The sequence below is a fragment of the Caulobacter sp. ErkDOM-C genome (assembly GCF_048541825.1).
Lineage (GTDB): Bacteria > Pseudomonadota > Alphaproteobacteria > Caulobacterales > Caulobacteraceae > Caulobacter.
The window spans coordinates 385542-409589 of the sequence record NZ_CP183332.1; the positions used below are offsets into that span (position 1 = coordinate 385542).

Annotated in this window: 22 protein-coding genes and 1 tRNA gene; 18 read left to right on the plus strand and 5 right to left on the minus strand. The window is 66.3% G+C overall.

Annotated features, from left to right (window positions below; all coding sequences use genetic code 11):
* Nucleotides 1-627: 627 nt before the first annotated feature.
* From ACN2C8_RS01875 to ACN2C8_RS01885, 3 genes are all read right to left on the minus strand, one after another.
* Nucleotides 628-2505, minus strand: coding sequence for a polysaccharide biosynthesis protein (locus ACN2C8_RS01875; RefSeq protein WP_419254111.1), 1878 nt, complete (start codon nucleotides 2503-2505; stop codon nucleotides 628-630).
* A 97-nt stretch (nucleotides 2506-2602) separates the two neighbouring features.
* Nucleotides 2603-3820 carry a gephyrin-like molybdotransferase Glp gene (glp, locus tag ACN2C8_RS01880; protein WP_419254112.1) on the minus strand — a complete coding sequence of 406 codons (1218 nt, stop codon included), beginning with the start codon at nucleotides 3818-3820 and terminating at the stop codon, nucleotides 2603-2605.
* 3 nt (nucleotides 3821-3823) lie between these two features.
* Nucleotides 3824-4672 (minus strand): ferredoxin--NADP reductase, encoded by an 849-nt coding sequence (locus tag ACN2C8_RS01885; protein WP_419254113.1) that lies wholly within the window; start codon nucleotides 4670-4672, stop codon nucleotides 3824-3826.
* 265 nt (nucleotides 4673-4937) lie between these two features.
* On the opposite strand from ACN2C8_RS01885, the gene ACN2C8_RS01890 reads away from it, so the two are divergent.
* From ACN2C8_RS01890 to ACN2C8_RS01910, 5 genes are all read left to right on the plus strand, one after another.
* A complete protein-coding gene (locus ACN2C8_RS01890; RefSeq protein ID WP_419255785.1) occupies nucleotides 4938-5309 on the plus strand; it encodes a hypothetical protein in 372 nt (123 codons plus the stop codon).
* Between the two features lie 660 nt (nucleotides 5310-5969).
* Nucleotides 5970-6045 (plus strand) — tRNA-Trp (locus ACN2C8_RS01895).
* Between the two features lie 65 nt (nucleotides 6046-6110).
* A complete protein-coding gene (gene secE, locus ACN2C8_RS01900) occupies nucleotides 6111-6422 on the plus strand; it encodes a preprotein translocase subunit SecE (RefSeq protein ID WP_419254114.1) in 312 nt (103 codons plus the stop codon).
* A gap of 6 nt (nucleotides 6423-6428) precedes the next feature.
* A complete protein-coding gene (nusG, locus tag ACN2C8_RS01905; protein WP_419254115.1) occupies nucleotides 6429-6986 on the plus strand; it encodes a transcription termination/antitermination protein NusG in 558 nt (185 codons plus the stop codon).
* 197 nt (nucleotides 6987-7183) lie between these two features.
* The gene (locus ACN2C8_RS01910) at nucleotides 7184-7891 is read left to right on the plus strand and encodes a hypothetical protein (RefSeq protein WP_419254116.1); all 708 of its coding nucleotides are present in this window, start codon (nucleotides 7184-7186) and stop codon (nucleotides 7889-7891) included.
* 71 nt (nucleotides 7892-7962) lie between these two features.
* Here the strand turns inward: ACN2C8_RS01910 and ACN2C8_RS01915 are convergent, their stop codons facing one another.
* Entirely contained in the window at nucleotides 7963-8421 is a 459-nt protein-coding gene (locus ACN2C8_RS01915) for a winged helix-turn-helix transcriptional regulator (RefSeq protein ID WP_419254117.1), read from the minus strand.
* A 96-nt stretch (nucleotides 8422-8517) separates the two neighbouring features.
* Between ACN2C8_RS01915 and ACN2C8_RS01920 the strand changes: the two genes are divergently transcribed.
* The 12 genes from ACN2C8_RS01920 (at nucleotide 8518) to ACN2C8_RS01975 (ending at nucleotide 18552) form a co-directional block, all read left to right on the plus strand.
* The gene (locus ACN2C8_RS01920; RefSeq protein ID WP_419254118.1) at nucleotides 8518-9258 is read left to right on the plus strand and encodes an SDR family NAD(P)-dependent oxidoreductase; all 741 of its coding nucleotides are present in this window, start codon (nucleotides 8518-8520) and stop codon (nucleotides 9256-9258) included.
* Nucleotides 9259-9270: 12 nt separating this feature from the next.
* Nucleotides 9271-9873, plus strand: a complete 603-nt coding sequence (locus tag ACN2C8_RS01925) for a 2-hydroxychromene-2-carboxylate isomerase (protein WP_419254119.1) — start codon at nucleotides 9271-9273, stop codon at nucleotides 9871-9873.
* A gap of 193 nt (nucleotides 9874-10066) precedes the next feature.
* Complete coding sequence (rplK, locus tag ACN2C8_RS01930; protein WP_419254120.1) at nucleotides 10067-10498, plus strand: 50S ribosomal protein L11; 432 nt, start codon at nucleotides 10067-10069, stop codon at nucleotides 10496-10498.
* A gap of 3 nt (nucleotides 10499-10501) precedes the next feature.
* Nucleotides 10502-11188, plus strand: a complete 687-nt coding sequence (rplA, locus tag ACN2C8_RS01935; RefSeq protein ID WP_419254121.1) for a 50S ribosomal protein L1 — start codon at nucleotides 10502-10504, stop codon at nucleotides 11186-11188.
* Nucleotides 11189-11261: 73 nt separating this feature from the next.
* Nucleotides 11262-12500: a TIGR03862 family flavoprotein gene (locus ACN2C8_RS01940; RefSeq protein ID WP_419254122.1), complete on the plus strand. Its 1239-nt coding sequence runs from the start codon at nucleotides 11262-11264 to the stop codon at nucleotides 12498-12500.
* A gap of 50 nt (nucleotides 12501-12550) precedes the next feature.
* Nucleotides 12551-12766 carry a DUF4287 domain-containing protein gene (locus ACN2C8_RS01945; protein ID WP_419254123.1) on the plus strand — a complete coding sequence of 72 codons (216 nt, stop codon included), beginning with the start codon at nucleotides 12551-12553 and terminating at the stop codon, nucleotides 12764-12766.
* A gap of 152 nt (nucleotides 12767-12918) precedes the next feature.
* Complete coding sequence (locus tag ACN2C8_RS01950) at nucleotides 12919-13689, plus strand: SDR family NAD(P)-dependent oxidoreductase (protein WP_419254124.1); 771 nt, start codon at nucleotides 12919-12921, stop codon at nucleotides 13687-13689.
* Nucleotides 13690-14046: 357 nt separating this feature from the next.
* Entirely contained in the window at nucleotides 14047-14565 is a 519-nt protein-coding gene (gene rplJ, locus ACN2C8_RS01955; protein WP_419254125.1) for a 50S ribosomal protein L10, read from the plus strand.
* A gap of 44 nt (nucleotides 14566-14609) precedes the next feature.
* On the plus strand, nucleotides 14610-14987 hold the full coding sequence (gene rplL, locus ACN2C8_RS01960) for a 50S ribosomal protein L7/L12 (protein WP_419254126.1): 378 nt from the start codon (nucleotides 14610-14612) through the stop codon (nucleotides 14985-14987).
* A 223-nt stretch (nucleotides 14988-15210) separates the two neighbouring features.
* Nucleotides 15211-16014: an alpha/beta fold hydrolase gene (locus tag ACN2C8_RS01965; protein WP_419255787.1), complete on the plus strand. Its 804-nt coding sequence runs from the start codon at nucleotides 15211-15213 to the stop codon at nucleotides 16012-16014.
* Between the two features lie 8 nt (nucleotides 16015-16022).
* Nucleotides 16023-17684: an ATP-binding protein gene (locus tag ACN2C8_RS01970; RefSeq protein ID WP_419254127.1), complete on the plus strand. Its 1662-nt coding sequence runs from the start codon at nucleotides 16023-16025 to the stop codon at nucleotides 17682-17684.
* A gap of 178 nt (nucleotides 17685-17862) precedes the next feature.
* A complete protein-coding gene (locus ACN2C8_RS01975; protein ID WP_419254128.1) occupies nucleotides 17863-18552 on the plus strand; it encodes a type 1 glutamine amidotransferase domain-containing protein in 690 nt (229 codons plus the stop codon).
* A gap of 12 nt (nucleotides 18553-18564) precedes the next feature.
* Here ACN2C8_RS01975 and ACN2C8_RS01980 read toward each other — a convergent pair whose 3' ends face one another.
* Nucleotides 18565-19344: an EAL domain-containing protein gene (locus tag ACN2C8_RS01980; protein WP_419254129.1), complete on the minus strand. Its 780-nt coding sequence runs from the start codon at nucleotides 19342-19344 to the stop codon at nucleotides 18565-18567.
* Nucleotides 19345-19902: 558 nt separating this feature from the next.
* Here ACN2C8_RS01980 and rpoB point away from each other — a divergent pair.
* Nucleotides 19903-23985: a DNA-directed RNA polymerase subunit beta gene (gene rpoB, locus ACN2C8_RS01985; RefSeq protein ID WP_419254130.1), complete on the plus strand. Its 4083-nt coding sequence runs from the start codon at nucleotides 19903-19905 to the stop codon at nucleotides 23983-23985.
* The last annotated feature ends 63 nt before the right edge of the window (nucleotides 23986-24048 follow it).

Consider the following 24048-nt stretch of genomic DNA (forward strand, 5'->3'; position numbering starts at 1 on the left):
GCGCGGCCCCGCTCAGCTCCAGCTCCATCGCCGCTTTGTGCCGGATCCAGGCGCCTCCCCCTGCGACAGGGACAGCTCTGATTATGCAGTGGGTTTGCGCGCCGAGGATTGGCGCGATCAACTATTTTACAGGGCGTTGATTGGGCTGGGGTTTGTTGCGGAAAGTACGGGGAAACAGCGCGGCCAATCCCCATTCCCCAATCCTCTCCCAGAGGGAGAAGGGTTCGATCAGGCGTCCCGCCGCCCTCCTTCGCGCCGAAGGGAGCCATCCTTAAATCTCACGGCGAGACGATCGCTGGATAGACCGGCACGCTGCAGCCTCCAGGAGATTTAAGGATGAGCGGGACGCGGGGCGTCCGCTTGCGGGAGGCAAGGCAAAGCGTGCTCTCGACCCATTGCGGACCTTGCCCTCTCCCCTTGCGGGAGAGGGTGGCCCGCGAAGCGGGTCGGGTGAGGGGTCGCGCGGGCCTTTCCGATAAGGTTTTCAACCCCTCATCCGTCAGCTTCGCTGACACCTTCTCCCGCAAGGGGAGAAGGGTAGTGATGCCCGCAATCCATCCCTATCCGCCCTTCGAAGAGTCCGCTTCAGGCTAGCGCCGGCGTCTGCATCGCCGTCCAGGCTGAACCCTAAGCCCGGCTGCGGGCCATGGTCGCCACGGCCAGTTCGGTCCCGCGAATGCGGTCGACCATGGCAAACAGCTGGGTGCGGACGCCAAATTCGTCACCCGCCATGGCGGTGCTTTCCAGCAGGGCCAGCAGGTCAGCGTCGATGATCGGGCACGGCGTCAGCGGCGCGGCCTCGATCACGCCCGGCGCCTTGGGCCTGGCGGCCTCGTTGACGTCGACCAGCACCTCGGTGAGCTTTTCGCCGGGGCGAAGGCCGGTGATGCGGATCTCGATGTCGCGGTCGGGGACCAGGCCCTGCAGTTCGATCATGCGGCGGGCCAGGTCGATGATCTTGACCGGCTCGCCCATCTCCAGGGTCAGCACGCCGGCCGGCGGCTCGGGCGATGTGGTCGACAGCGCCACGGCGCGCAGCACCAGTTGCACCGCCTCGGGGATGGTCATGAAGAAGCGTTCGACCTCGGCGTCGGTCAGGGTGATCGGGCCGCCTCGGGCGATCTGGTGCTGGAACAGCGGCACCACCGAACCGGCCGAGCCCAGCACGTTGCCGAACCGCACGATGCTGACCCGGGTCTCGTGGCTGGAGCCATACTGGCGGGCCAGGGCCTCGGCGACGCGCTTGGTCGCGCCCATGACGCTGGTCGGGGCCACGGCCTTGTCGGTCGAGATCAGCGCCATGTGCGCCGCCCCGAAGGCCTTGGCGGCCATGGCGACATTGCGGGTGCCCAGCACATTGGTGCGGGCGCCTTCGCAGGGATGGTTCTCGACCATGGTGACGTGCTTGAGGGCCGCCGCATGGAAGACGATCTCAGGGCGTTCGGCCGCGAACACGCGGTCCAGCCGGGCGGCGTCGCGGACGTCGCAGAGGATCTCGCGACGCGACAGGGTGGGCCAGGCCTCGCCCAGCTCGCGGTCGATATGGAAGAGGTTGGCCTCGGAGACATCCAGCAGGGTCAGCTGGGCGCAGCCGCTGGCGGCGATCTGGCGGCACAGCTCGGAGCCGATGCTGCCGCCGGCCCCGGTGACGAGAACCCGGCGGCCGGCCACCAGGGTGCGGACGGGCTCGGGATCCAGACACACGGGCGGACGGCTGAGCAGTTCCTCGAGGCTGATTTCGCGCAGGGCGGTGGCGGTGTGGCCCATCTCGACCACGCCATGGCGGCGCAGCAGGCGCATGCCCTCGCTCTTCAACCGTCCCAGGCGCTCGGAGCCGAAAGCGCTCATCGGGCTGTCGGCCAGAAACAGGATGGCCGCCGGGGCCAGGCCGCCCTCGCGCAGTTGCGCCAGCACCGAGTCGAAGGCCGCGATCGAGCCCAGCACGCAGACGCCGCGCAGTTCGTCGCCGGTTTCCCGGTCGAGCGGCGAGACCACGCCGACCGGGGTGTAGCGTTCGCCAAGGCCGGTCGGAGCCCGCAGGAACTCTTCGGCCTCGGCGGCGGCGCCGATGATCAGCAGGCGGGGCTGGGCGGGGTGGGCGGCGGCCGTGCGCAGGCCCAGAACCGATTCGAACAGCACGCGCTCATGCAGGCCGCGACGCACGACCCGCAGGCTGGCCAGCAGGAAGACCTGGATCACGAACGCGCCGATCAGGGCGCGAAGGCCCTCAAACCGGGCGGTGACCAGCCAGAGCAGGGCGGCGAAAACCAGACAGGTGACGAAGGCCGAACGGGCCAGACGCAGGATGTCGCTGGCCGCCACGAAGCGCCATGGCACCCGCTCGACGCGAAGCACCAGTTCGACCAGCAGCGCCGAGACGGCGAACAGAGCGGCCTGGGGCAAGACGTGCATGTCGATCGTCGTGACGCCGGCCAAGACCCTGCCAGCCAGGAAGGCCAGGAAGGCTAGCAGCGTGTGCGCTGCGATCTTTCCCGCACGACCCATAGACGAAACCTCTACTTCAACCGCCCAGCCGAGACCCGGAGTCGTCCGGGCTTAGCATGCCTGCTCGCCGCCGTCCTCCCCGTCACCCCACGCTTTCTCAAGCTCGTGCGAGCGGCAGAACCTCGACGATGTCGCCAGCAGACGCGGCGGCCGCGTCGACCGGTCGCCGGACCAGAGCATCGGCCCTGGAGAAGACGCCGACCAGCGAGGAATCCTGATCGGGGAATGCCGAGACGATCGCTCGCCCCTGAGGATCGATCGACAGGCTGGCCCGCATCCAGTGTTCGCGGGGTCCGTTGGCGCCCAGAGGCGCGGCCAGATGCGCCGGGATCAGGGCCGGAGCGGGGTCGCGCCCGGTCAGGGCGGCCAGCAGTGGACGCAGAAAAAGCTCGGCGCAGACCAGGGCCGAGGCCGGATTGCCGGGCAGGCCCAGCACGCGTCGGCCATCGGCCAGGGTTCCGAACCAGGTGGGTTTGCCCGGACGGATGGCGATGGTCTCGACCCGCAGGGCCAGGCCCAGCCGGTCCATGGCCGGCTTGACCAGATCGTGGTCGCCGACCGAGGCGCCGCCGACGGTGACGATCAGGTCGGCCTCGATGCCGGCCACCGAGGCGGCGATGGCCTCGGCATTGTCGGCCGCGGCGGTCAGGCGCGTGGCCGATCCGCCCCAGGTCTCGACCAGGGCGGCCAGGGCGATGGAGCCCGACTCGAAGATCTGGTCGGGGGCGGGGTCGCCGCCCGGCTGGACCAGTTCGTCGCCGGTGGCCAGGATGGCGACACGCGGCCGGCGGGCGACCTCCAGCGTGGCCCGGCCCGCTGCCGCGACCAGGGACATCCGCCACGGATCGAGGCGGACGCCGGCCTCCAGCAGGCGGTCGCCGGATCGGAAATCGCCGCCGGCCGGTCGGATATTGGAGCGGGGATCGTCGTCGGGAGCAAAGCGCACGGTGTCGCCGTCGCGCCGGGCCTCTTCCTGGATGACCACCAGATCAGCCCCGGCCGGAACGGGCGCGCCGGTGAAGATGCGCACCGCCTCGCCCTGGATCACGGCGCCTGAAAAGGCCTTGCCTGCAGCGCTCTCCCCGGCGACGCGAAAGACGGCGTCCGGCGCCAGGTCGGCGCGGCGGATAGCCCAGCCGTCCATGGCCGAGGCGGCGAAGGGGGGCTGGTCGCGGGTCGCGTCGATGGACTGGGCCAGCACCCGGCCCAGAGCTTCGCCGATCGCGACGGTCTCCACGCCCAGCGGCATGGCGTCGGCCAGCATGCGGGCGCGGGCCTCCTGGACGGTGAGGTTCTTGAGCGGCGCCTGGGTCATGCCCTAGCCGACGAAGGCCCGCTCGATGACGAAGTCGCCCGGCTCGGCGTTGGAGCCTTCCTTCAGGCCGTGGGCCTCGAGCAGGGCGGCGGTGTCCTTGATCATGGCCATCGAGCCGCACAGCATGGCGCGGTCATTTTCAGGATCGAACCGGTCGGTATCCAGGCCCAGTTCGCGGAACAGCTGGCCGCTCTCGATCAGGTCAGTGAAGCGGCCCTGGCGCTCGAACGGCTCGCGGGTGACGGTGGGATAATAGACCAGCTGAGCCCTGGCCTCGTCGCCGACCAGCGGGTCCTCGAAGATCTCCGAGGTGAAGAAGTCGCGATAGGCCAGTTCCTGCACTTCGCGCACGCCGTGGGCGACGATCACCGTCTCGAAGCGGCTGTAGGCGTCGGGATCGCGGGCCACCGCCAGCCAGGGCGCCAGGCCGGTGCCGGTGCCAAACAGGAACAGGCGCTTGCCGGGACGAACGGCGTCCAAAACCAGGGTGCCGGTCGGCTTCTTGCCCAGCAGCACCTGATCGCCGGGCTGGATCTGCTGCAGGCGTGAGGTCAGGGGGCCGTCGGGAACCTTGATCGAGAAGAATTCCAGCTCCTCGGCGAAGCTGGGCGAGGCGATCGAATAGGCGCGCAGGATCGGCTTCTTCTCGCCCAGATCTTCGCGCGGCGGCAGGCCGATCATCACGAACTCGCCGGAGCGGAAGCGGAAGCTGGCCGGCCGGGTGATGGCGAAGCTGAACAGGCGGTCGGTCCAGTGCTTCACCCACAGCACGGTTTCCACGGACTGGGCGGCTTCCTTGACCGGGGCGGCGGGGGCAGGGGCGGTGGGAGTGGGGGCGGCCGTGATCGTCAATGTTTCGGTCCTGAGCGCAGCTGCGCGAAAAGGTAAATCCAGTCTCGTCGCCACGGCCCTGGGGCGACGCTGGTTTCATTTGAGGAGCCGGGCAAGGAAGTCAACTCAGCTCCTCTGATGACGGCGCGGGAAAATCTTTCGCAAAGTCGTCAAAATGCGACGCAGCGCTTTTTCAAAATGCGTCAAAAATGTGATTGCCGACCACCCAAAGGGGGCGCAGACTTCGTTTTGCTTCGTTCGCGGAGCCAACGATACGGAGGAACGTATGCGGGTAAGGTTCGTGAGGGCCGCCGCGGCGGCCAGTCTGTTAGCGTTTGGTTTGGCCGGTTGTGGTGATGGCGGCGCGAAGACGAAAGTCGCGCAGGCCCAACAAGTTATCTTGGAAGCCAAGTCTGTCACGGCGTCCGGCTGCGTGCGGCCGGTCGAGACCACGTCGTGTCTTGTGGTTCGCGGTCGCGCGGGCGGATATTATGATATCAGCTCCGCCAGCCCGGCGCCGGATCCTTCAAAGGGCGTGGCGATCTCGCTACAGGGCAAGGACCTGGGCAAGAACACCGAATGCGGCCGCCAACTGACGGACGTGAAGTGGTCCTATCTGGGCATTCAGTGCGCAGCGCCCGTGGCGTCGACCGAATAGGCCGACAAGAAGGCGGGTTAGAGCATTTTCCGACGAAGTGGACGCCGGTTCGTCATCAGAAAATGCGTTAAAATAAGCAACTGGGGCGTTTCACCGATCCAGTTGGATCGGAGAATGCTCCGGACACTCAGGCCGGGACGGGCGGCGCGTCAGCGACCGCCCGACGGTTTCAGCTTTCGCCCGATCCTGGATCCGTGCGGGTCTTGGGAGACTGCGTGCTGTCTTCGCTGCCGTGCGGCTCGGTCGCCGGACGCGGCGGCTTGCCGTCGCTTAAGGGCGGCTGAAGATTCTCGTTCTCGACGGAAGGATTTCGAGGCGCGCTCCGATTTCGCGGGCGGCGCCGGTGCGTCTTGGGCTCTGGCGGACTGGGTCATATCGGCTCAACGCGCGAGCGAACGCGTTAGATCCGTCTCGCGCCAACGCCCCGTCATCCCGCCCCTGGCCTTTGGTCAGGCCCTGTTTAGAGAGGTTCTACCCCCTCTTGCGGACTTTCATCGGCGCCAACGCCAAGCAGACGGCTTGCGGCCGCTTGCCCGGCGGAGACGACCCTGCTAAATGGCGCGGCTCTGGCGATTGGACCCAGCGCGCCGACGGCCCTTGAAGGCTTGCGGCGGGTTATCCATTTCCAGAGACCGGGACCCGAAAGGGGCCATGGTCTGCAGGAGTGTAGCTCAGCTGGTAGAGCGTCGGTCTCCAAAACCGAAAGTCGTGGGTTCGAGTCCCCCCACTCCTGCCATTTTATGTTTTCGATAGGTCCGGCTCCCGGCCCTGTCGTATTTGAAAGTCGTGAGCCTCAAGAGCATGGCCAGGAAACCGGGTTCGAGCCCGTCCGCGATCAAGAGCCGCGCCGCCCGTACGGCGGCAGCGCTCGCGCCCGCCGGCGGCGCCCCCGCTGCGGCGGCGGCGCCGAAGAAGAAGCGCACGAATCCCGTGCAGTTCTTCCGTGAAGTGCGCGCCGAAGCCCGCAAGATCACCTGGACCACTCGCAAGGAGACCTGGATCACCTCGGTGATGGTCTTCATGATGGTGGTTCTGGCGGCTATCTTCTTCTCGGCGGTCGATGGGCTGCTGGGCCTTGGAGCCAAGGCGCTCCTGTCGTTCGCCGCGGGATAAGAGACCATGAGCACCGAAACCGCGTCCAACCCGAACCACAAGTGGTACATCGTTCACGCCTACTCGAACTTCGAGAAGAAGGTGGCCGAGAGCATCCGCGAACAGGCCCGCAGCCAGGGGCTTGAAGACAGCTTCTCCGAAATCCTGGTTCCGACCGAGGACGTCATCGAGATCCGTCGCGGCCGCAAGGTCAATGCCGAGCGCAAGTTCTTCCCCGGCTATGTGCTGGTGAAGATGAACCTCTCGGACGAAGCCTATCACCTGATCAAGAACACCCCGAAGGTCACCGGCTTCCTGGGCAGCGCGTCCAAGCCGCAGCCGGTGTCGGAAAAGGAAGTTCAGCGCATCGTCGGCGCGATCGAAGAGGGCGTCGAGCGTCCCAAGACGGTCGTCATGTTCGAGATCGGCGAGAACGTCCGCGTCACCGACGGCCCGTTCGCCAGTTTCAATGGCTCGGTCGAGCAGGTCGACGAAGAGCGCTCGCGCCTTCGCGTTACCGTCTCGATCTTCGGCCGCGCGACCCCGGTCGAGCTGGAATACAATCAGGTCGAAAAGATCAACTGATATCGGCCTGATCGGTCTGCGTTTCGAAAACCCCGCGTCGGCAACGGCGCGGGGTTTTTGCGCTCAAGCGGGCGCCCCGGGCCGTTGGCGGATCTTTCGAGACGTCGCCGATTTACGTTTCCGTCCTCGTGCTCTAAGCGCCGCCCTTGACGGTTCATGATCGAGCCTGATGCTGCTGGCAGTTCCGGAGAGAACCCTTGCGAAACCTGATCCCCACGGTCGCCCTGATCCTTCTGGCCGCGACGACCCTCTCGGCTTGCGACAAGTCCGAGAAGCAGGCCGCCGACTCCAGGGCCGCCGCAAAGGCCGCCCAGACCGAACGCGCCGGGCCGATCAGCTGGAACGCCAGTGCGGCGGTCTTCGAAATGAACGGCGCGCCGCTGCGGACCGCCAGACTGTGGACTTTCCGCGACTCCGCCGACGGTTTCGCCGCCGTGGGCAGCAAGATCGCGCCGACGGCCGACGGCCTGTCCATGACGGTCGCCGATCCCACCCTGCGCTCGCCCAAGGGTCTGGCCATCGACGGCGCCGACTATCAGCTGGTGCTGGTGCGTCTGACCCGGACGGCGGCCGGCGAGGCCTGGAACGGCGCGCTCTACTATTCGACTCCCGGCCACCCCGAGAGCGGCCAGTACTTCGGCAAGCCGGTGATCGGCGGCAATCCGGCGCTGAGCGAGACCACCACAATGGTCTACAATATGAGCCAGCTGGTCATCGGCGGCGGCGACTGGAGCCAGTCGATCATCAACCAGATCCGCCTGGACATCGAAGACAAGCCGGGCGGCGCCTTCGTGATCCACCAGATCGCTATCGTCCAGAACCCCGACGCTTCGGCCTTCAGGCGGCCCGAGCCGGCGCCCAAGCCGGCGCCTGCGCCGGCGGCCAAGCCGGCCGAAGCGCCCTAGATCAGGGGCCAGCCCCTCGGCGTTCAGAAAACCCCGCGTCGGGACCGGCGCGGGGTTTTTCTCGTCCGGGCTCAGCCCGCGTCGAAGCCAGGCGCCGCGCGGGTCTCGACCTCGCGCGCCGTGACCACCTCCCCGCAGGCCGAGCAGGCCTGAACCGGATGGAAGTCGCAGCCGCAGCCCTTGTGCCGGCGCAGCAGGGGCGGGCCCTCGGGGCCGGCATAGTGGGTGTCGCCGAAGTGGGCGACGGCCATGATCACGGGGTGCAGGTCCATCCCCTTGGCGGTCAGCCGGTAGTCGTGGCGGGGCGGATTGGCCTGATAGGCCTCGCGGCGTAGCACGCCTTCCTCGACCAGTACCCGCAGGCGATCGGTGACGATGCTGCGCGAGATGCCCAGGCGCGCCTGGAAGGCCTCGAACCGCCGCACGCCCAGGAAACAGTCGCGCAGGATCATCAGGGTCCAGCGGTCGCCGATCACGGCCAGGGATCGCGAGACCGAGCAGGGCTGGGCGGCGAGATCATCCCATTTCATGGCGTCGCGGTCCTTTTGCGTGCGGCGGCATTCTGCATTTGACTCAGTACAGATTCAATACGAACTTGAGGGCAACGAAATCAGGGGAGACGACGGATGGCGACGACCGGAAAGGGCGCGTGCCTGGTGGTGGGCGTCGGCGACGGTGTCGGCGGCGCGATCGCCAAGGCCTTCGCCGCCGAGGGTTACGAGGTCTGCATGACACGCCGCCCCCGCCATCTCGACCAGCTGGAGGCCATGGCGCAGCAGATCCGCGCCGATGGCGGCCGGGCCCGCGCCTACGGCGTCGACGCCCGCCAGGAGGCCGAGATGGTCGCCCTGTTCGACCAGATCGAGGCCGAGGTCGGGCCGTTGGAGGTGGTGGTCTTCAACATCGGCGCGAACGTGCGCTTCACGGTGGTCGACACCACGGCCCAGGTGTTTTCCAAGGTCTGGGAGATGGCCTGTTTCGCCGGCTTCCTGACCGGGCGCGAGGCGGCGCGGGTGATGACGCCGCGTGGTCGCGGCACGATCCTGTTCACCGGGGCCAGCGCCAGCCTGCGCGGCAAGGACGGCTTTTCCGCCTTCGCCTCGGCCAAGGCCGGCCTGCGGGCGATGGCCCAGAGCCTGGCGCGCGAGATGGGACCGCGGGGCGTGCATGTGGCCCATGTGGTGGTCGACGGGGCCATCGACGGGGTCTTCACCCGCCAGATGCGTGACGATGTGCAGGGCCTGCTGGATCGCGACGAGATCCTCAAGCCCGACGAGATCGCGGCCAATTATGTCTGGCTGCACAACCAGCCACGCTCGGCCTGGACGCACGAGATCGACCTGCGCCCCCATTCTGAAACCTGGTGAGGAGCCGCTGACATGAGCAAGACCATCGACTTCATCTTCGACTTCGGCAGCCCCAACGCCTATCTGGCTTGGAAGCTGGTGCCCGACATCGCCGCGCGGCAGGGGGCCCAGGTCCGGCTTGTGCCCTGCCTGCTGGGCGGCATCTTCAAGCTGACCGGCAACCAGGCCCCGATGACCGCTTTTGGCGGGGTCAAGGGCAAGATGGACTACGAGATGCTGGAGACCCGCCGCTTCATCGCGGCCCATGGCCTGACCGCCTTCCACTTCAACCCGCATTTCCCGGTCAACACCCTGCTGCTGATGCGCGGCATGGTCGCGGCGCAGCGGGCCGGCCTTGGTCCGGTCTATCTGGACGCCATGCTGCGGGGCATGTGGGAGCAGGGCCTGAAGCTGGACGATCCTGCCGTCTTCGTCGCCACCGCCGACGCGGCCGGCCTGGACGGCGCGGCGCTGCTGGCGGCGACCGCCGATCCTGAGGTCAAGGCCGAACTGGCCGCCAACACCGACGCCGCCGTCGCGCGCGGCGTGTTCGGCATTCCCAGCTTCTTTGTCGGGCCGGAGATGTTCTTCGGCAAGGAGCGGCTGGGCCAGGTGGAGACGGAGCTGGCGCGGTAGACGGCGCCCCGCCGGCCTTTGACTCCCCATCCCCCACCTGCTAAACGCCGCGCCTCGCTCCAGGACTGCGTCCCGGGGCGTGCTCGCCATTGGTCATCAGAGCATGGCGGGCTCAAATCCGTGGAAGGGACGCCAAGCCCGCACCACGGCCAACCAGCGAAGGCCGTTAGCTCGGCTTTCTTGAGAGGATACAATGGCTAAAAAGATCCTGGGCTATATCAAGCTCCAGGTGAAGGCTGGCTCGGCCACGCCTTCGCCCCCCATCGGTCCCGCACTGGGCCAGCGCGGCGTCAACATCATGGGCTTCTGTAAGGAGTTCAACGCGCGCACTGAGAACGTCGAAAAGGGCACCCCCCTGCCGACCGTGATCACCGTGTTCCAAGACAAGTCGTTCACCTTCGTCACCAAGACGCCCCCGGCGACGCACTACCTCAAGCAGATCACCGGCCTGAAGTCCGGCGCCAAGCTGACCGGTCGTGAGACCGTCGGCGAAGTGACCCGCACCCAGCTGCGCGAGATCGCCGAAAAGAAGATGAAGGACCTGAACGCCAACGACATCGAGGCTGCGGCCAAGATCATCGAAGGCTCCGCCAAGGCCATGGGCCTGAAGATCGTGGAGGCCTAAGTCATGGCTAAGCAAGCAAAGCGCGTCCAGGCCTGGACCGGTGATCGTGAAGCCACCTACACCGCTTCGGAAGCCATCGCCCTGGTGAAGGCTAACGCCAAGGCCAAGTTCGACGAGTCGATCGAGATCTCGGTCAACCTCGGCGTTGACCCGCGCCACGCCGACCAACAGGTCCGCGGCGTCGTCAACCTGCCGTCGGGTACCGGCCGCGACGTTCGCGTCGCCGTCTTCGCCAAGGACGCCAAGGCGGCCGAAGCCACCGCAGCGGGCGCTGAACACGTCGGCGCCGAAGACCTGTACGAGAAGATCGTCGGCGGCTTCATGGACTTTGATCGCGTCATCGCGACCCCGGACATGATGGCCCTGGTCGGTCGCCTGGGTAAGGTGCTGGGCCCGCGCGGCCTGATGCCTAACCCCAAGGTCGGCACCGTGACCCCGAACGTCGGTCAGGCCGTGAAGGACGCCAAGGGCGGCGCCGTCGAGTTCCGCGTTGAAAAGGCCGGCATCATCCACGCCGGCATCGGCAAGGTCTCGTTCACCGACGAAGCCCTGCTGATCAACGTCAAGGCGATGATCGACGCGCTGAACAAGTCCAAGCCTTCGGGCGCCAAGGGCATCTATGTGAAGCGTATCGGCCTGTCCTCGACGATGGGCCCGGGCTTCAAGGTCGACACCTCGTCGATCGCCTAAGCCTTTCGAGCTGAATAGATTATGAGAAGGGCGGGACCTCGCGGTCCCGCCCTTTTTCTTTGATGGACGCCGCATGAGTCCCGAGGACCAGACACTCGACGTTGCCGTGATCGGCGGCGGGCCGGCCGGGCTGATGGCCGCCGAGATGCTGAGCGCCGCCGGCAAGTCGGTGACGGTGTTCGAGAAGATGCCGACCTTCGGGCGCAAGTTCCTGATGGCCGGGCGCGGCGGGCTGAACCTCACCCATTCGGAAGACTTCGCGCGGTTCGCGCAGCGCTATGGCGCGGCCAATGCGGCCTTGCGGCCGATGCTGGAGGCCTTCACGCCTGCCGACCTGATCGCCTGGGCGGAGGGGCTGGGGCAGGAGACCTTCATCGGCTCCAGCGGCCGGGTGTTTCCCAGGGCGCTGAAGGCTTCGCCGCTGCTGCGGGCCTGGCTGGCCCGGCTGGAGGGGCAGGGCGTGAGCTTGCGGGCACGCGCCGCGTGGCGCGGCTGGACGGATGACGGCGCCCTGGCGTTTCTCACCCCCGAGGGCGCCCTGACCGTGCGGCCGCGCGCGACCATCCTGGCCCTGGGCGGCGCCAGTTGGGCCCGGCTGGGCTCGGACGGCGCCTGGGTCCCGCTGCTGGCGGCGCGCGGCGCGGCGGTGGCGCCGTTCGCGGCCGCCAACAGCGGCTTCGACGTCGCCTGGAGCCCGGTGTTCCGTGAGCGCTTTGCCGGTGAGCCGCTGAAGACCATCAGTCTGCGTCTGGGCGAGGTTACGGCGCGGGGCGACGCCATGATCGCCGGCTATGGGCTGGAGGGTGGGGCGGTCTACGCCTTGGGCGCCGCGCCGCGCGAAGCGATCGCGGCGACGGGGCGGGCGATCATCGAGATCGACCTGCGGCCAGACATGCCTGTCGAGACCCTGACCGCGCGCCTCAACCGGCCCCGCAACGGCCAGTCTGTGGCCAATTTCCTGCGCAAGGCCGCGCATCTGTCGCCGGTCGAGGTCAATCTGCTGCGCGAGGCCCATGGCCTGGAGCTGCCGGTCGAACCGGCCGCCCTGGCGACGGCGATCAAGGCCGCGCCGATCACGCTGACGGGCGCGCAGCCGCTGGACCGGGCCATCTCGTCGGCCGGCGGCCTGACTCTCGCTTCGCTGGATGGTCTTGAGCTGAAGGCGGCGCCCGGGGTGTTCGTGGCGGGCGAGATGCTCGACTGGGAAGCGCCGACCGGCGGCTATCTGCTACAGGCCTGTTTCGCCACCGGCGTCGCAGCGGCGCGGCAGGTTTTGGCGCACCTGGACCAGGAGCGCCGGCCGGTTGCGTAAGTCGCCCTGGCGCGGTTAGCCTGTCCCACGTTTCGCAGGGGAGGGGCGACATGGCGGACGAGAAGGTGAAGGGACCTGCGTCCTATTTTCCGTCGATCGAGAAGACCTACGGGCAACCGGTTTCTGTGTGGCAGCAGCTTGTCCGCGACCGCTGTCCCGCCAAACACATGGATCTGGTGGCGATGCTGAAGACCGAGCATGGGCTCGGCCACGGCCACGCCAATGCGATCGTCGCCCACACACTGGTTCAGGATGGGTTGAAATAGGTCGTCGCCGCTGGGGCTTCCAAGCCCGCAGCAGACCTACGGCGATCGCCCCGGTATCGCCCGGATCGCCGACCTTCCTTTCATGCAACGAACCGAGGACTGTCACAGTTTAGGATGTCGGCGGGCTTCCTGCCGCAGCGAGGATATTGTCCATGACACGAGCTCTCGAAGGCAAGGTCGCCCTCATCACCGGCGCGGCCGGGGCGATCGGCATGGCGACCGCCAAGCTGATGGCCGAGCGCGGCGCGACCATTGTCGCGGTCGACATCCCCGGAACCGACTGGTCCAAGCTGAAGGCCGCCTTGGCCGAGGGCTCCAGGCTGGTCACCGCCGAGGCCGACGTCACCGACGAGGCGTCGGTGAAGGCCTATGTCGACAAGGCCAGGGCCGAATGCGGTAGGATCGACATCTTCTTCAACAACGCCGGGATCGAAGGTCCCGTCCAGCCGATCGAATCCTATCCGCTGGACGCCTTCATGAAGGTGCTGGGCGTCAATGTGGCCGGGGTGTTCCTGGGGCTGAAATACGTCTTGCCGGTGATGTACGCCCAGGGCGCTGGCAGCATCATCAACACCTCCAGCGTCGCGGGCCTGACCGGTGCGACCGGCATGGCCGGCTACTGCACCTCGAAACATGCCGTCGTGGGTGTCACGCGCGTGGCGGCGATCGAGGCCGCGCCCAAGGGCGTGCGGGTCAATTGCGTCAATCCCGGCCCGATCGAGAGCCGGATGATGCAGTCGATCAACACCGGCCAGTCGGGCGACCCCAAGCTCGCCCGTGAGCAGATCAGCAACGCGGTGCCGGCCAAGCGCTATGGCACGCCCGAGGAGGTTGCGGGCCTGGTGGGCTTCCTGGCCTCCGACGACTCCACCTACTGCAATGGCGGCGTCTACACCGTCGATGGCGCACTCACCGCAGCCTGAAAGAGCCCGTCCGGCGCGGTCTCGGGCCTGCGCCGGGCGGTTCCTGTCGCCCCCGGTTGATATTGCCTCACAAACCGTCTATACGCCGCCCCTTCTCCGTCGGGCTCGCCCGGCGAAGACCTGTTTGTGAACAGCGGGGCGTGGGGTCACCAACGCCGTAAATGAGGAAGAGCCCTTCCTCGCCGTCGGGAGACAGGGATGGACAAGACCACGCTATTTCCTCCTTCACGGATGGGACGCGCGGCTGACTTTCCTTGGAACAGGCTGATGCAACTCGCGTGCGGGAGCGATCCCTCATGCGCTGTGGCATTTGGCTGCCGGAATGGTCCGGCCGCTGTAATTGAGTAGGAGACCGCAATGGACCGCGCTCAAAAGCAGGAGTCGATCGAGTCGCTGAAAAGCGTATTCGCCGGCGCCGGCGCTGTCGTCGTGACCCACTATATGGGCATGACCGTTGCGGAAATGACTGAACTGCGTGCCCGTCTCCGCAAGGAAGACGCCACGTTCCAGGTGGTGAAGAACACCCTTGTCCAGAAGGCCCTCGACGGCTCGATCGGTGAAGCGGGCGACGCCCTGTTCACCGGCCCGGTCGCCATTGCCTTCGGCAAGGATCCGGTCTCCGCCGCCAAGATCGTCACCCAGTACGCCAAGGAAAACGAGAAGCTCAAGCTTGTCGGCGGCATCCTGGGTCAGACGACGGTTCTGGACGAAGCGGCTGTGCGGGCTCTCGCCACGCTGCCGTCGCTCGATCAGATCCGTGGCAAGCTTATCGGCCTCATCCAGGCTCCGGCGACCAAGATCGCTGGCGTCCTGCAGGCCCCGGCTGGCCAACTTGCGCGCGTCTTCAACGCTTATGCGACCAAAGACGCCGCCTAACGGTCATCTCCGCTACATCCCTCATTCGTTTTTAGGAATTGAACATGTCCAAGCTCGAAAAGCTGGTTGAAGAACTGTCCACCCTGTCGGTCCTCGAAGCCGCTGACCTGTCGAAGATGCTGGAAGAAAAGTGGGGCGTCTCCGCCGCCGCTCCGGTCGCCGCTGCCGCTGCCGGCCCGGCCGCTCCGGTCGAAGTTGCTGAAGAGCAAACCGAGTTCACCGTTGTTCTGACCGCCGGTGGCGACAAGAAGATCAACGTGATCAAGGAAGTCCGTGGCATCCGTCCGGACCTCGGCCTGAAGGAAGCCAAGGACCTGGTCGAAGGCGCTCCGCAGAACGTCGTCGAAAACGTCTCCAAGGCCCAAGCCGAAGAAGTCGCCAAGAAGCTGACCGAAGCCGGCGCGTCCGTCCAAATCAAGTAGTCCATTCCGCGCCTCGGCGTGGATGGGTTCCTCCAGTCCTCTCCCCGGAGAGGCTGGTCCTGGACCAAGCAAGTCAACGGCCCCGGAGGGAGACCTCCGGGGCCGTTTTCCGTCGCTCGCCAGGCGGCCCCGGCGAAGTCTTGACCGGATGTTAAAGCCTGTCATCTCTCATCCGCGTGCGTTCCTTTCGTCAGTTTTGTCCAGGAGAGTGGCTTTGACCCTTGTGGAGAAGCACGCAGTCCAGATTTCAGGTCAGGGCATGCGGCCGATACTGTTCTCGCACGGTTTCGGCTGCGACCAGAACATGTGGCGTTTGGTCGCGCCGGCCTTCGCGGCCGATTTCAAGACCGTGGTGTTTGACCACGTCGGAGCCGGGCGTTCGGACCTGTCGGCCTATGATCGCAACAAGTACGCCTCGCTCGACGGCTATGCCGACGATGTCGTGGCCCTGTGCGACGCGCTCGACCTGAAGGATGTGGTGTTTGTCGGCCATTCGGTCAGCGCCATGATCGGCGTGCTGGCCGCCGCGCGTCGGCCCGGCCTGTTCAGCCACATGATCATGATCTGTCCGTCGCCCCGCTATATCGACGACGCGGACTATGTCGGCGGCTTCGCCCGTGCCGACATCGATGAGCTCCTGGAATTCCTCGACGCCAACCATCTGGGCTGGTCCACGACCATGGCCCCGGTGATCATGGGCAATCCCGACCGGCCGGAACTTGCCGAGGAGCTGTCGAACAGCTTCTGCACCACCGATCCCGAAATCGCCCGGCAGTTCGCTCGCGTCACCTTCCTGTCCGATTCTCGTGGGGACCTCGCCGCAGTGGCGACGCCGACCATGATCATCGACTGCCTTGAAGACAGCATCGCCCCGCCCGTGGTGGGGCGTTATGTCCAGGCGGCCATTGCCGGCAGCGTGCTGACCACGCTGGCCGCCACCGGCCATTGTCCGCACCTGAGCGCGCCCGAGGCGACGATCGCGGCCATACGAGCCTATCTGGACGATCCCGGACCGCGCGCCGGCTAGGTAAACGCGTGCCACTTCTCCCTCCCACCGCCGCTGGCTCGACTCTCGAGACGCTGTTCGACCTGGCGCCGTGCGGCCTGGCCGTGCTTGGGCCGGGCTATGTCCTGACGGCCTGCAATCGCTATTTCAGCGCACTGGTGGGGCGATCACCCGAGTCGATGATCGGTGCGATGGGCTTTCCCGGCTTGCTGACCGTGGCGGGGCGGATCTATTTCGAGACCCATATCGCCCCGCTTCTGAGGATGCAGGGGCGAGTGGACGAGGTGGCCTTTGATCTGGTCACGGCCAGCGGCGCTCGGGCGCCGGTCCTCCTCAACGCCGAGCTGATCGGTGAGCTGGAGGGCGGCCAGGGCGTCATGCGTCTGGCGGTGTTCCCGGCATCGGATCGCCGCAAGTACGAGGCCGAGATTCTCAGGGCCCGGCGCGAGGCTGACGCGGAGCGCGAGGCGGCGGAGGCGGCCAGCAAGGCCAAGAGCGACTTTCTGGCCAACATGTCGCACGAGATCCGCACGCCGCTCAACGCGGTGGTCGGCGTTGCCGGCGTCCTGGCGACAACGCCCCTGTCCACCCAACAGCGCGACATGGTGGGCATGATCGAGACCTCCGGCCTGCTTCTGGAGCGGCTGGTGTCCGACGTGCTGGATCTGGCCAAGATCGAATCCGGCCTGATGACCATCGAGGTCCGGCCCTTCGACCTGGAAGCCTGCATTCGGGGCATCGCCAACCTGATGGGCGTTCGCGCCGCCGAAAAGGGCGTGGTCTTCACCCTGCGACTGAGCGAGGCGGCGCAGGGCCAATTCCTGGGCGATGGGCTTCGCCTCCAGCAGGTTCTGGCCAACCTCCTGTCCAACGCCATCAAGTTCACCTCCGAGGGCGAGGTGAGCCTGACGGTGGACGTCGAGCCGGACGCGGCGTCGTCGACCTTGACCCGCATGCGGGTGGCGGTGCGGGATTCCGGTATCGGCTTCGATGAGGGCCTGGCCGCCGGCCTGTTCGATCGCTTCAGTCAGGCCGACAACAGCATCACCCGGCGGTTCGGCGGCACCGGCATCGGCTTGTCGATCTGCAAGCAACTGGTCGATCTGATGGGCGGCCACATCCAGGTGCGGTCGCGGCCTGGCGCGGGCAGCACCTTCAGCTTTGAGATTCCGCTGGAGCGGCCAGCCGCCGAAGCCGAAGCCGAAGCCGAAGCCGAAGCCGAAGCCGAAGCAGACACCGACACCGACGCAGACGAGGCGGTCGGTCTGGCTGATGGGCCAGCGTTGCGGATCCTGCTGGTGGAGGACAACGCCATCAACCAGAAGATCGTGGCCCTGATGCTCGCGCCACTTGATGTGGAGCTCGAGATCGCGAGCAACGGCCATCTGGGCCTTGAGTGCTTCCAGCGGCAGGTCTTTGACCTGGTGCTGATGGACATGCAGATGCCCGTCATGGATGGGCTGACCGCCACCCGCGCCTTCCGCGCGTTGGAAGCCGCCGATCCGGCCCGCGCCCGCACGCCGATCGCGCTGCTCAGCGCCAACGCCATGGAGCAACATCGGCTTCAGGGCGCGGAGGCGGGGGCCGATCTGCACATCTCCAAGCCGATCACGCCCGAAAGCCTGATCGCCGGCGTCCAGCAGGCCCTGCGGGCCGGCGCCGTCGCCCGATCCGCCCCTCCCATCGCTTGATCTCCCGGCCCGGGGGCCAGGCTCAACCCGATTTGGCCGCCGGCGGCGTCAGGCTCAGAGCCGCTCCGCGCGGGACGCGAGACGGCCGCGCAACGTCATGCGCTCTCGGGGGTTACGGTAGCCAGGTTCGTGCCCATATCGAGCCCCCCACCCCCCTTTCAAAACGCATCGAGCCCCCATGCACATTCTGATGGTTCTGACCTCGCACGATCGCCTCGGCGACACCGGTCACAAGACCGGCTTCTGGCTGGAGGAGTTCGCCGCGCCCTACTATGCGCTGAAGGATGCCGGTGCGACCCTGGTCCTGGCCTCGCCCGCCGGCGGTCAGCCGCCGCTGGACCCCAAGAGCGACGACGCCGACGCCCAGACCGACGATACGCGTCGCTTCAAGGCCGATCCGGAGGCCCAGAAGGCCCTGGCCAGTACGGTGACGCTGGATGGGGTCAAGGCTGAGGATTTCGACGCGGTGTTCTATCCCGGCGGCCACGGCCCGCTGTGGGATCTGGCCGAGGACGCCAAGTCCATCGCCCTGATCGAGGCGATGGCTGCGGCCGGCAAGCCGGTGGCCGCTGTGTGTCATGCGCCGGGCGTCTTCCGCCATGTGAAGGGCCCCGACGGCGACCTGCTGGTCAAGGGCAAGGCCGTGACCGGTTTCGCAGACACCGAGGAAGCCGCTGTCGGCCTGACCGATGTGGTGCCGTTCCTGGTCGAAGCCATGCTGAAGGAGAGCGGCGGCCTCTATTCCAAGGGCGCGGACTGGGCGCCGCATGTGTTGACCGACGGCCTGCTGGTCACCGGGCAGAATCCGGCCTCGTCAAAGCCGGCGGCCGAAGCGCTGTTGGCCGTGCTGTCGAAGACGCCGGCCTGAGCCACCGACGGGTCAGGCGACGGCGGCGATGTCCGTCGTCTGACCGGGCAGGACGGGTGTAGCCAGCGCGGCCAGGGCCGGCCTGGCCAGCAGATAGCCCTGCATCAGGTCGACGCCGAGCGAGCGCAGGAGCTCATATTCGCCCACGGTCTCGATACCTTCGCACAGCGGCGTCACGCCCAGATCGCGCAGCATGCCCAGGATGGACCCGACGATGGTCTGCTTGACGGTGCTGGTATCGATGTCGCGGATCAGGTCCATGTCGAGCTTGACGATGTCGGGCTGGAACTTCGACAGCAGGCCAAGTCCCGCATAGCCCGCCCCGAAGTCATCGATGGCGGTCTGGAAGCCCATCGCCCGATAGCTGCGCAGGATATTGAGGATGTGATCGGTGTCGAGCCGTTCCGCCTCGGTGAACTCGAAGATGATGCGGTTGATGGGAAAGCCCGTGCGCATGGCTGCGGCCAGGGTCAGCCGGATGCAGGCGCGCGGCTCGTAGACGGCATTGGGCAGGAAGTTGATCGATAGGTTGGCGCCCTGATCGGCCATCTTCAGCTCGGCGGCCAGTTCGATCGCCTTGACCCGGCACTGCTGGTCGAACGCATAACGATTGCTTTGGGAGACCTGAGCCAGGATCACGCCCGCGCCTTCGCCGCCCGCGCCGCGAACCAGGGCCTCATGCGCAAAGACCAGGCCCGTCGACGTATCGACGATGGGCTGGAAGGCCATGGTGATAGGCGTATCGAAGCCGGCGCCGTCTCGGCAGCCGTTGCAACCTGTCGCTGCCGTCATCTCAAGACTCCAGATGCGCATCACTGTTCATGGGGTAATGATACGGTGTACAAGTTAAATAATGTATTTGTGCGCTTACTGCTTTCTCGATTTATGATTGTCGAACCCGGCCGGGCAATTGGCTTCGTCCGAGATGAGTGACGTGGGAAATCTATTCGCGATAACATGTTATCTCAAATCCGGTCCAATGCGGACTGAAAGCCCCGCAGCGCGCCGGAGGCCGATGGGCCAACGCCGGTTTTCTTAACAAACCCTCTTTCCATCCTCGCGGCCTTCGCCTATATCCGCCCGTTCACGAAGACATTCGGCGGAACGCGCACGCGTGTGTCCGCATATTACGCCCCGAGGCGCGGTCAGCCGCCCTCCGACCCGCGCGAAGGGGCGCCCGACAGGTCTACCGGTCCCGGTCGCCTGTCAGGGGAATTCCAGCGTCCGACGTTCCCGCCCCGGCGGGTGCGGCGAGGGTGGACGCAGGATCAAGACGAACGCACGCGTGGATTCCGTCCGCGCGCGCCCTTCGAAACATTTGGCGCGGCGATCCGCGCCCAAGGGAAAAACATGGCGCAATCCTTTACCGGCAAGAAGCGGATCCGGAAGTCTTTCGGCCGCATCCCCGAAGCTGTGCAGATGCCGAACCTGATCGAGGTTCAGCGCTCCTCCTACGAACAGTTCCTGCAGCGCGAAGTCCGTCCGGGCATGCGCAAGGAAGAGGGCATCGAGGCGGTCTTCAGGTCCGTCTTCCCGATCAAGGATTTCAACGAGCGCGCGGTGCTCGAATACGTCTCGTACGAATTCGAAGAGCCCAAGTACGACGTTGAAGAATGCATCCAGCGCGACATGACCTTCGCGGCGCCGCTGAAGGTCAAGCTGCGCCTGATCGTGTTCGAAACCGAAGAAGAAACCGGCGCCCGGTCCGTCAAGGACATCAAGGAGCAGGACGTCTACATGGGCGATATTCCGCTCATGACCGACAAGGGCACCTTTATCGTCAACGGCACCGAGCGGGTCATCGTCTCGCAGATGCACCGCTCCCCTGGCGTGTTCTTCGACCACGACAAGGGCAAGACCCACGCCTCGGGCAAGCTGCTGTTCGCCGCCCGCGTCATTCCCTATCGCGGCTCGTGGCTGGACTTCGAGTTCGACGCCAAGGACGTGGTCTATGTCCGCATCGACCGTCGCCGCAAGCTGCCCGCCACCACCTTCCTCTATGCCCTGGGCATGGACGGCGAAGAGATCCTGACCACGTTCTACGACGTGGTGCCCTTCGAGAAGCGCACCACGGCCGGCGCCGAAGGCTGGGCCACCCCCTACAAGCCCGAGCGCTGGCGCGGCGTGAAGCCGGAATTCGCCCTGATCGACGCCGACACCGGCGAAGAAGTGGCCCCGGCCGGCACCAAGATCACCGCCCGTCAGGCCAAGAAGCTGGCTGACGCCGGTCTCAAGACCCTGCTGCTGGCGCCCGAGGCCCTGACCGGCCGTTACCTGGCCCGCGACGCCGTCAACTACGAGAACGGCGAGATCTACGCCGAAGCCGGCGACGAGCTGGACGTGGTCTCGATCCAGGCCCTGGCCGATCAAGGCTTCAGCACCATCGACGTGCTGGACATCGACCACGTCACGGTCGGCGCCTACATGCGCAACACCCTGCGCGTGGACAAGAACGCCGTCCGCGAAGACGCCCTGTTCGACATCTATCGCGTCATGCGTCCGGGCGAGCCGCCCACCGTCGAAGCCGCTGAAGCGATGTTCAAGTCGCTGTTCTTCGACGCCGAGCGCTACGACCTGTCGGCCGTTGGCCGCGTGAAGATGAACATGCGCCTGGAGCTGGACGCTTCGGACGAGATGCGCGTGCTCCGCAAGGAAGATGTGCTGGCCGTTCTGAAGCTGCTGGTCGGTCTGCGCGATGGTCGCGGCGAAATCGACGACATTGACAACCTCGGCAACCGCCGGGTGCGCTCGGTCGGCGAGCTGCTGGAAAACCAGTACCGCGTCGGCCTGCTGCGCATGGAACGCGCCATCAAGGAACGCATGTCGTCCGTCGACATCGACACCGTGATGCCGCACGACCTGATCAACGCCAAGCCGGCCGCGGCCTCGGTGCGTGAATTCTTCGGCTCCTCGCAGCTGTCGCAGTTCATGGACCAGACCAACCCGCTGTCGGAGATCACCCACAAGCGTCGTCTCTCGGCGCTTGGCCCGGGCGGTCTGACCCGCGAGCGCGCCGGCTTCGAAGTCCGCGACGTTCACCCGACCCACTACGGCCGCATCTGCCCGATTGAAACGCCGGAAGGCCCGAACATCGGTCTGATCAACTCGCTGGCCACCCACGCCCGCGTCAACAAGTACGGCTTCATCGAGAGCCCTTACCGTCGCGTCGCCGACGGCAAGCCGCTCGACGAGGTCGTCTACATGTCGGCCATGGAAGAGTCGAAGCACGTCATCGCCCAGTCCAACATCAAGGTGTTGAACGGCGAGATCGTCGACGACCTGGTCCCCGGCCGGATCAACGGCGAACCCACGCTCCTGCAAAAGGAGATGGTCGACCTTATGGACGTGTCGCCGCGTCAGGTGGTTTCGGTGGCCGCGGCCCTGATCCCCTTCCTCGAAAACGATGACGCCAACCGCGCCCTCATGGGCTCGAACATGCAACGTCAGGCCGTGCCCCTCGTGCAATCCGATGCCCCCCTTGTCGGGACAGGCATGGAAGCCGTGGTCGCTCGCGACTCCGGCGCCGTGGTCGTGGCCAAGCGCACCGGCGTGGTCGAGCAGATCGACGGTACCCGTATCGTCGTCCGCGCCACCGAAGAAACCGACGCCGCCCGTTCGGGCGTCGACATCTATCGCCTCAGCAAGTTCCAGCGCTCGAACCAGTCGACCTGCATCAACCAGCGTCCGCTGGTGAAGGTGGGCGACAAGATCAACTCCGGCGACATCATCGCCGACGGTCCTTCGACCGAGCTGGGCGAACTGGCCCTGGGCCGCAACGCGCTCGTCGCGTTCATGCCCTGGAACGGCTACAACTTCGAAGACTCGATCCTGATCTCCGAACGCATCGTCCGCGACGACGTCTTCACCTCGATCCACATCGAGGAATTCGAAGTCATGGCCCGCGACACCAAGCTCGGCCCAGAAGAAATCACCCGCGACATCCCCAACGTCGGCGAGGAGGCCCTGCGCAACCTCGACGAAGCGGGCATCGTGGCCATCGGCGCCGAAGTCCAGCCGGGCGACATCCTGGTCGGCAAGGTCACCCCGAAGGGCGAAAGCCCGATGACGCCGGAAGAAAAGCTCCTGCGCGCCATCTTCGGTGAAAAGGCCTCGGACGTCCGCGACACCAGCCTGCGCCTGCCCCCGGGCGTCGCCGGCACCATCGTCGACGTGCGCGTGTTCAACCGTCACGGCGTCGACAAGGACGAACGCGCCCTGGCCATCGAACGCTCGGAAATCGACCGCCTGGGCAAGGACCGCGACGACGAATTCGCGATCCTGAACCGCAACATCTCGGGCCGTCTGCGCGAACTGCTGATCGGCAACGTCGCTCTGTCGGGCCCCAAGGGCCTGTCGCGCGGCGAGATCACCGCTCAAGGCCTGGCTGACGTTCAGCCCGGCCTGTGGTGGCAGATCGCGCTCGAAGACGAGAAGGCGATGGGCGAACTCGAGTCGCTGCGCCGTCTGTTCGACGAGAACCGCAAGCGTCTGGACCGTCGTTTCGAAGACAAGGTCGACAAGCTGCAGCGCGGCGACGAACTGCCCCCGGGCGTGATGAAGATGGTCAAGGTCTTCGTGGCCGTGAAGCGCAAGCTTCAGCCCGGCGACAAGATGGCCGGTCGTCACGGCAACAAGGGCGTCATCTCGCGCATCCTGCCGATCGAGGACATGCCGTTCCTCGCCGACGGGACGCACGTCGACGTCGTTCTGAACCCGCTGGGCGTGCCTTCGCGCATGAACGTCGGCCAGATCTTTGAAACCCACCTGGGTTGGGCCTGCGCCGGTCTCGGCAAGCAGATCACCGCCCTGCTGGAAGACTGGCAGGCCGGCGGTCAGAAGGAAGCGCTGATCGAGCGTCTGACCGACATCTACGGCCCGGACGAAGAGCTGCCCGACACCGAAGAAGGTCTGATCGAGCTGGCTCGCAACCTCGGCAAGGGCGTTCCGATCGCGACGCCCGTGTTCGACGGCGCGCGCATCGGTGACATCGAAGACCACCTGCGCATGGCGGGTCTCGACCCCTCGGGCCAGTCGATCCTGTTCGACGGTCAGACGGGCGACCAGTTCAAGCGTCCGGTCACGGTCGGCTACATCTACATGCTGAAGCTGCACCACCTGGTCGACGACAAGATCCACGCCCGTTCGATCGGTCCGTACTCCCTCGTCACGCAACAGCCGCTGGGTGGTAAGGCCCAGTTCGGCGGTCAGCGCTTCGGGGAAATGGAAGTCTGGGCACTTGAAGCCTATGGCGCCGCCTACACCTTGCAGGAAATGCTGACGGTGAAGTCCGACGACGTGGCCGGCCGGACCAAGGTCTACGAGTCGATCGTCCGTGGCGATGACACGTTCGAAGCCGGTATCCCCGAAAGCTTCAACGTGCTGGTCAAGGAAATGCGCTCGCTCGGCCTGAACGTCGAGCTGGAGAACAGCTGATCCATCGCACCCTCCTCGGTCTCCCCCTTTCTTAGGATTGGGTGACCGGGGAGGGGCCTTCGC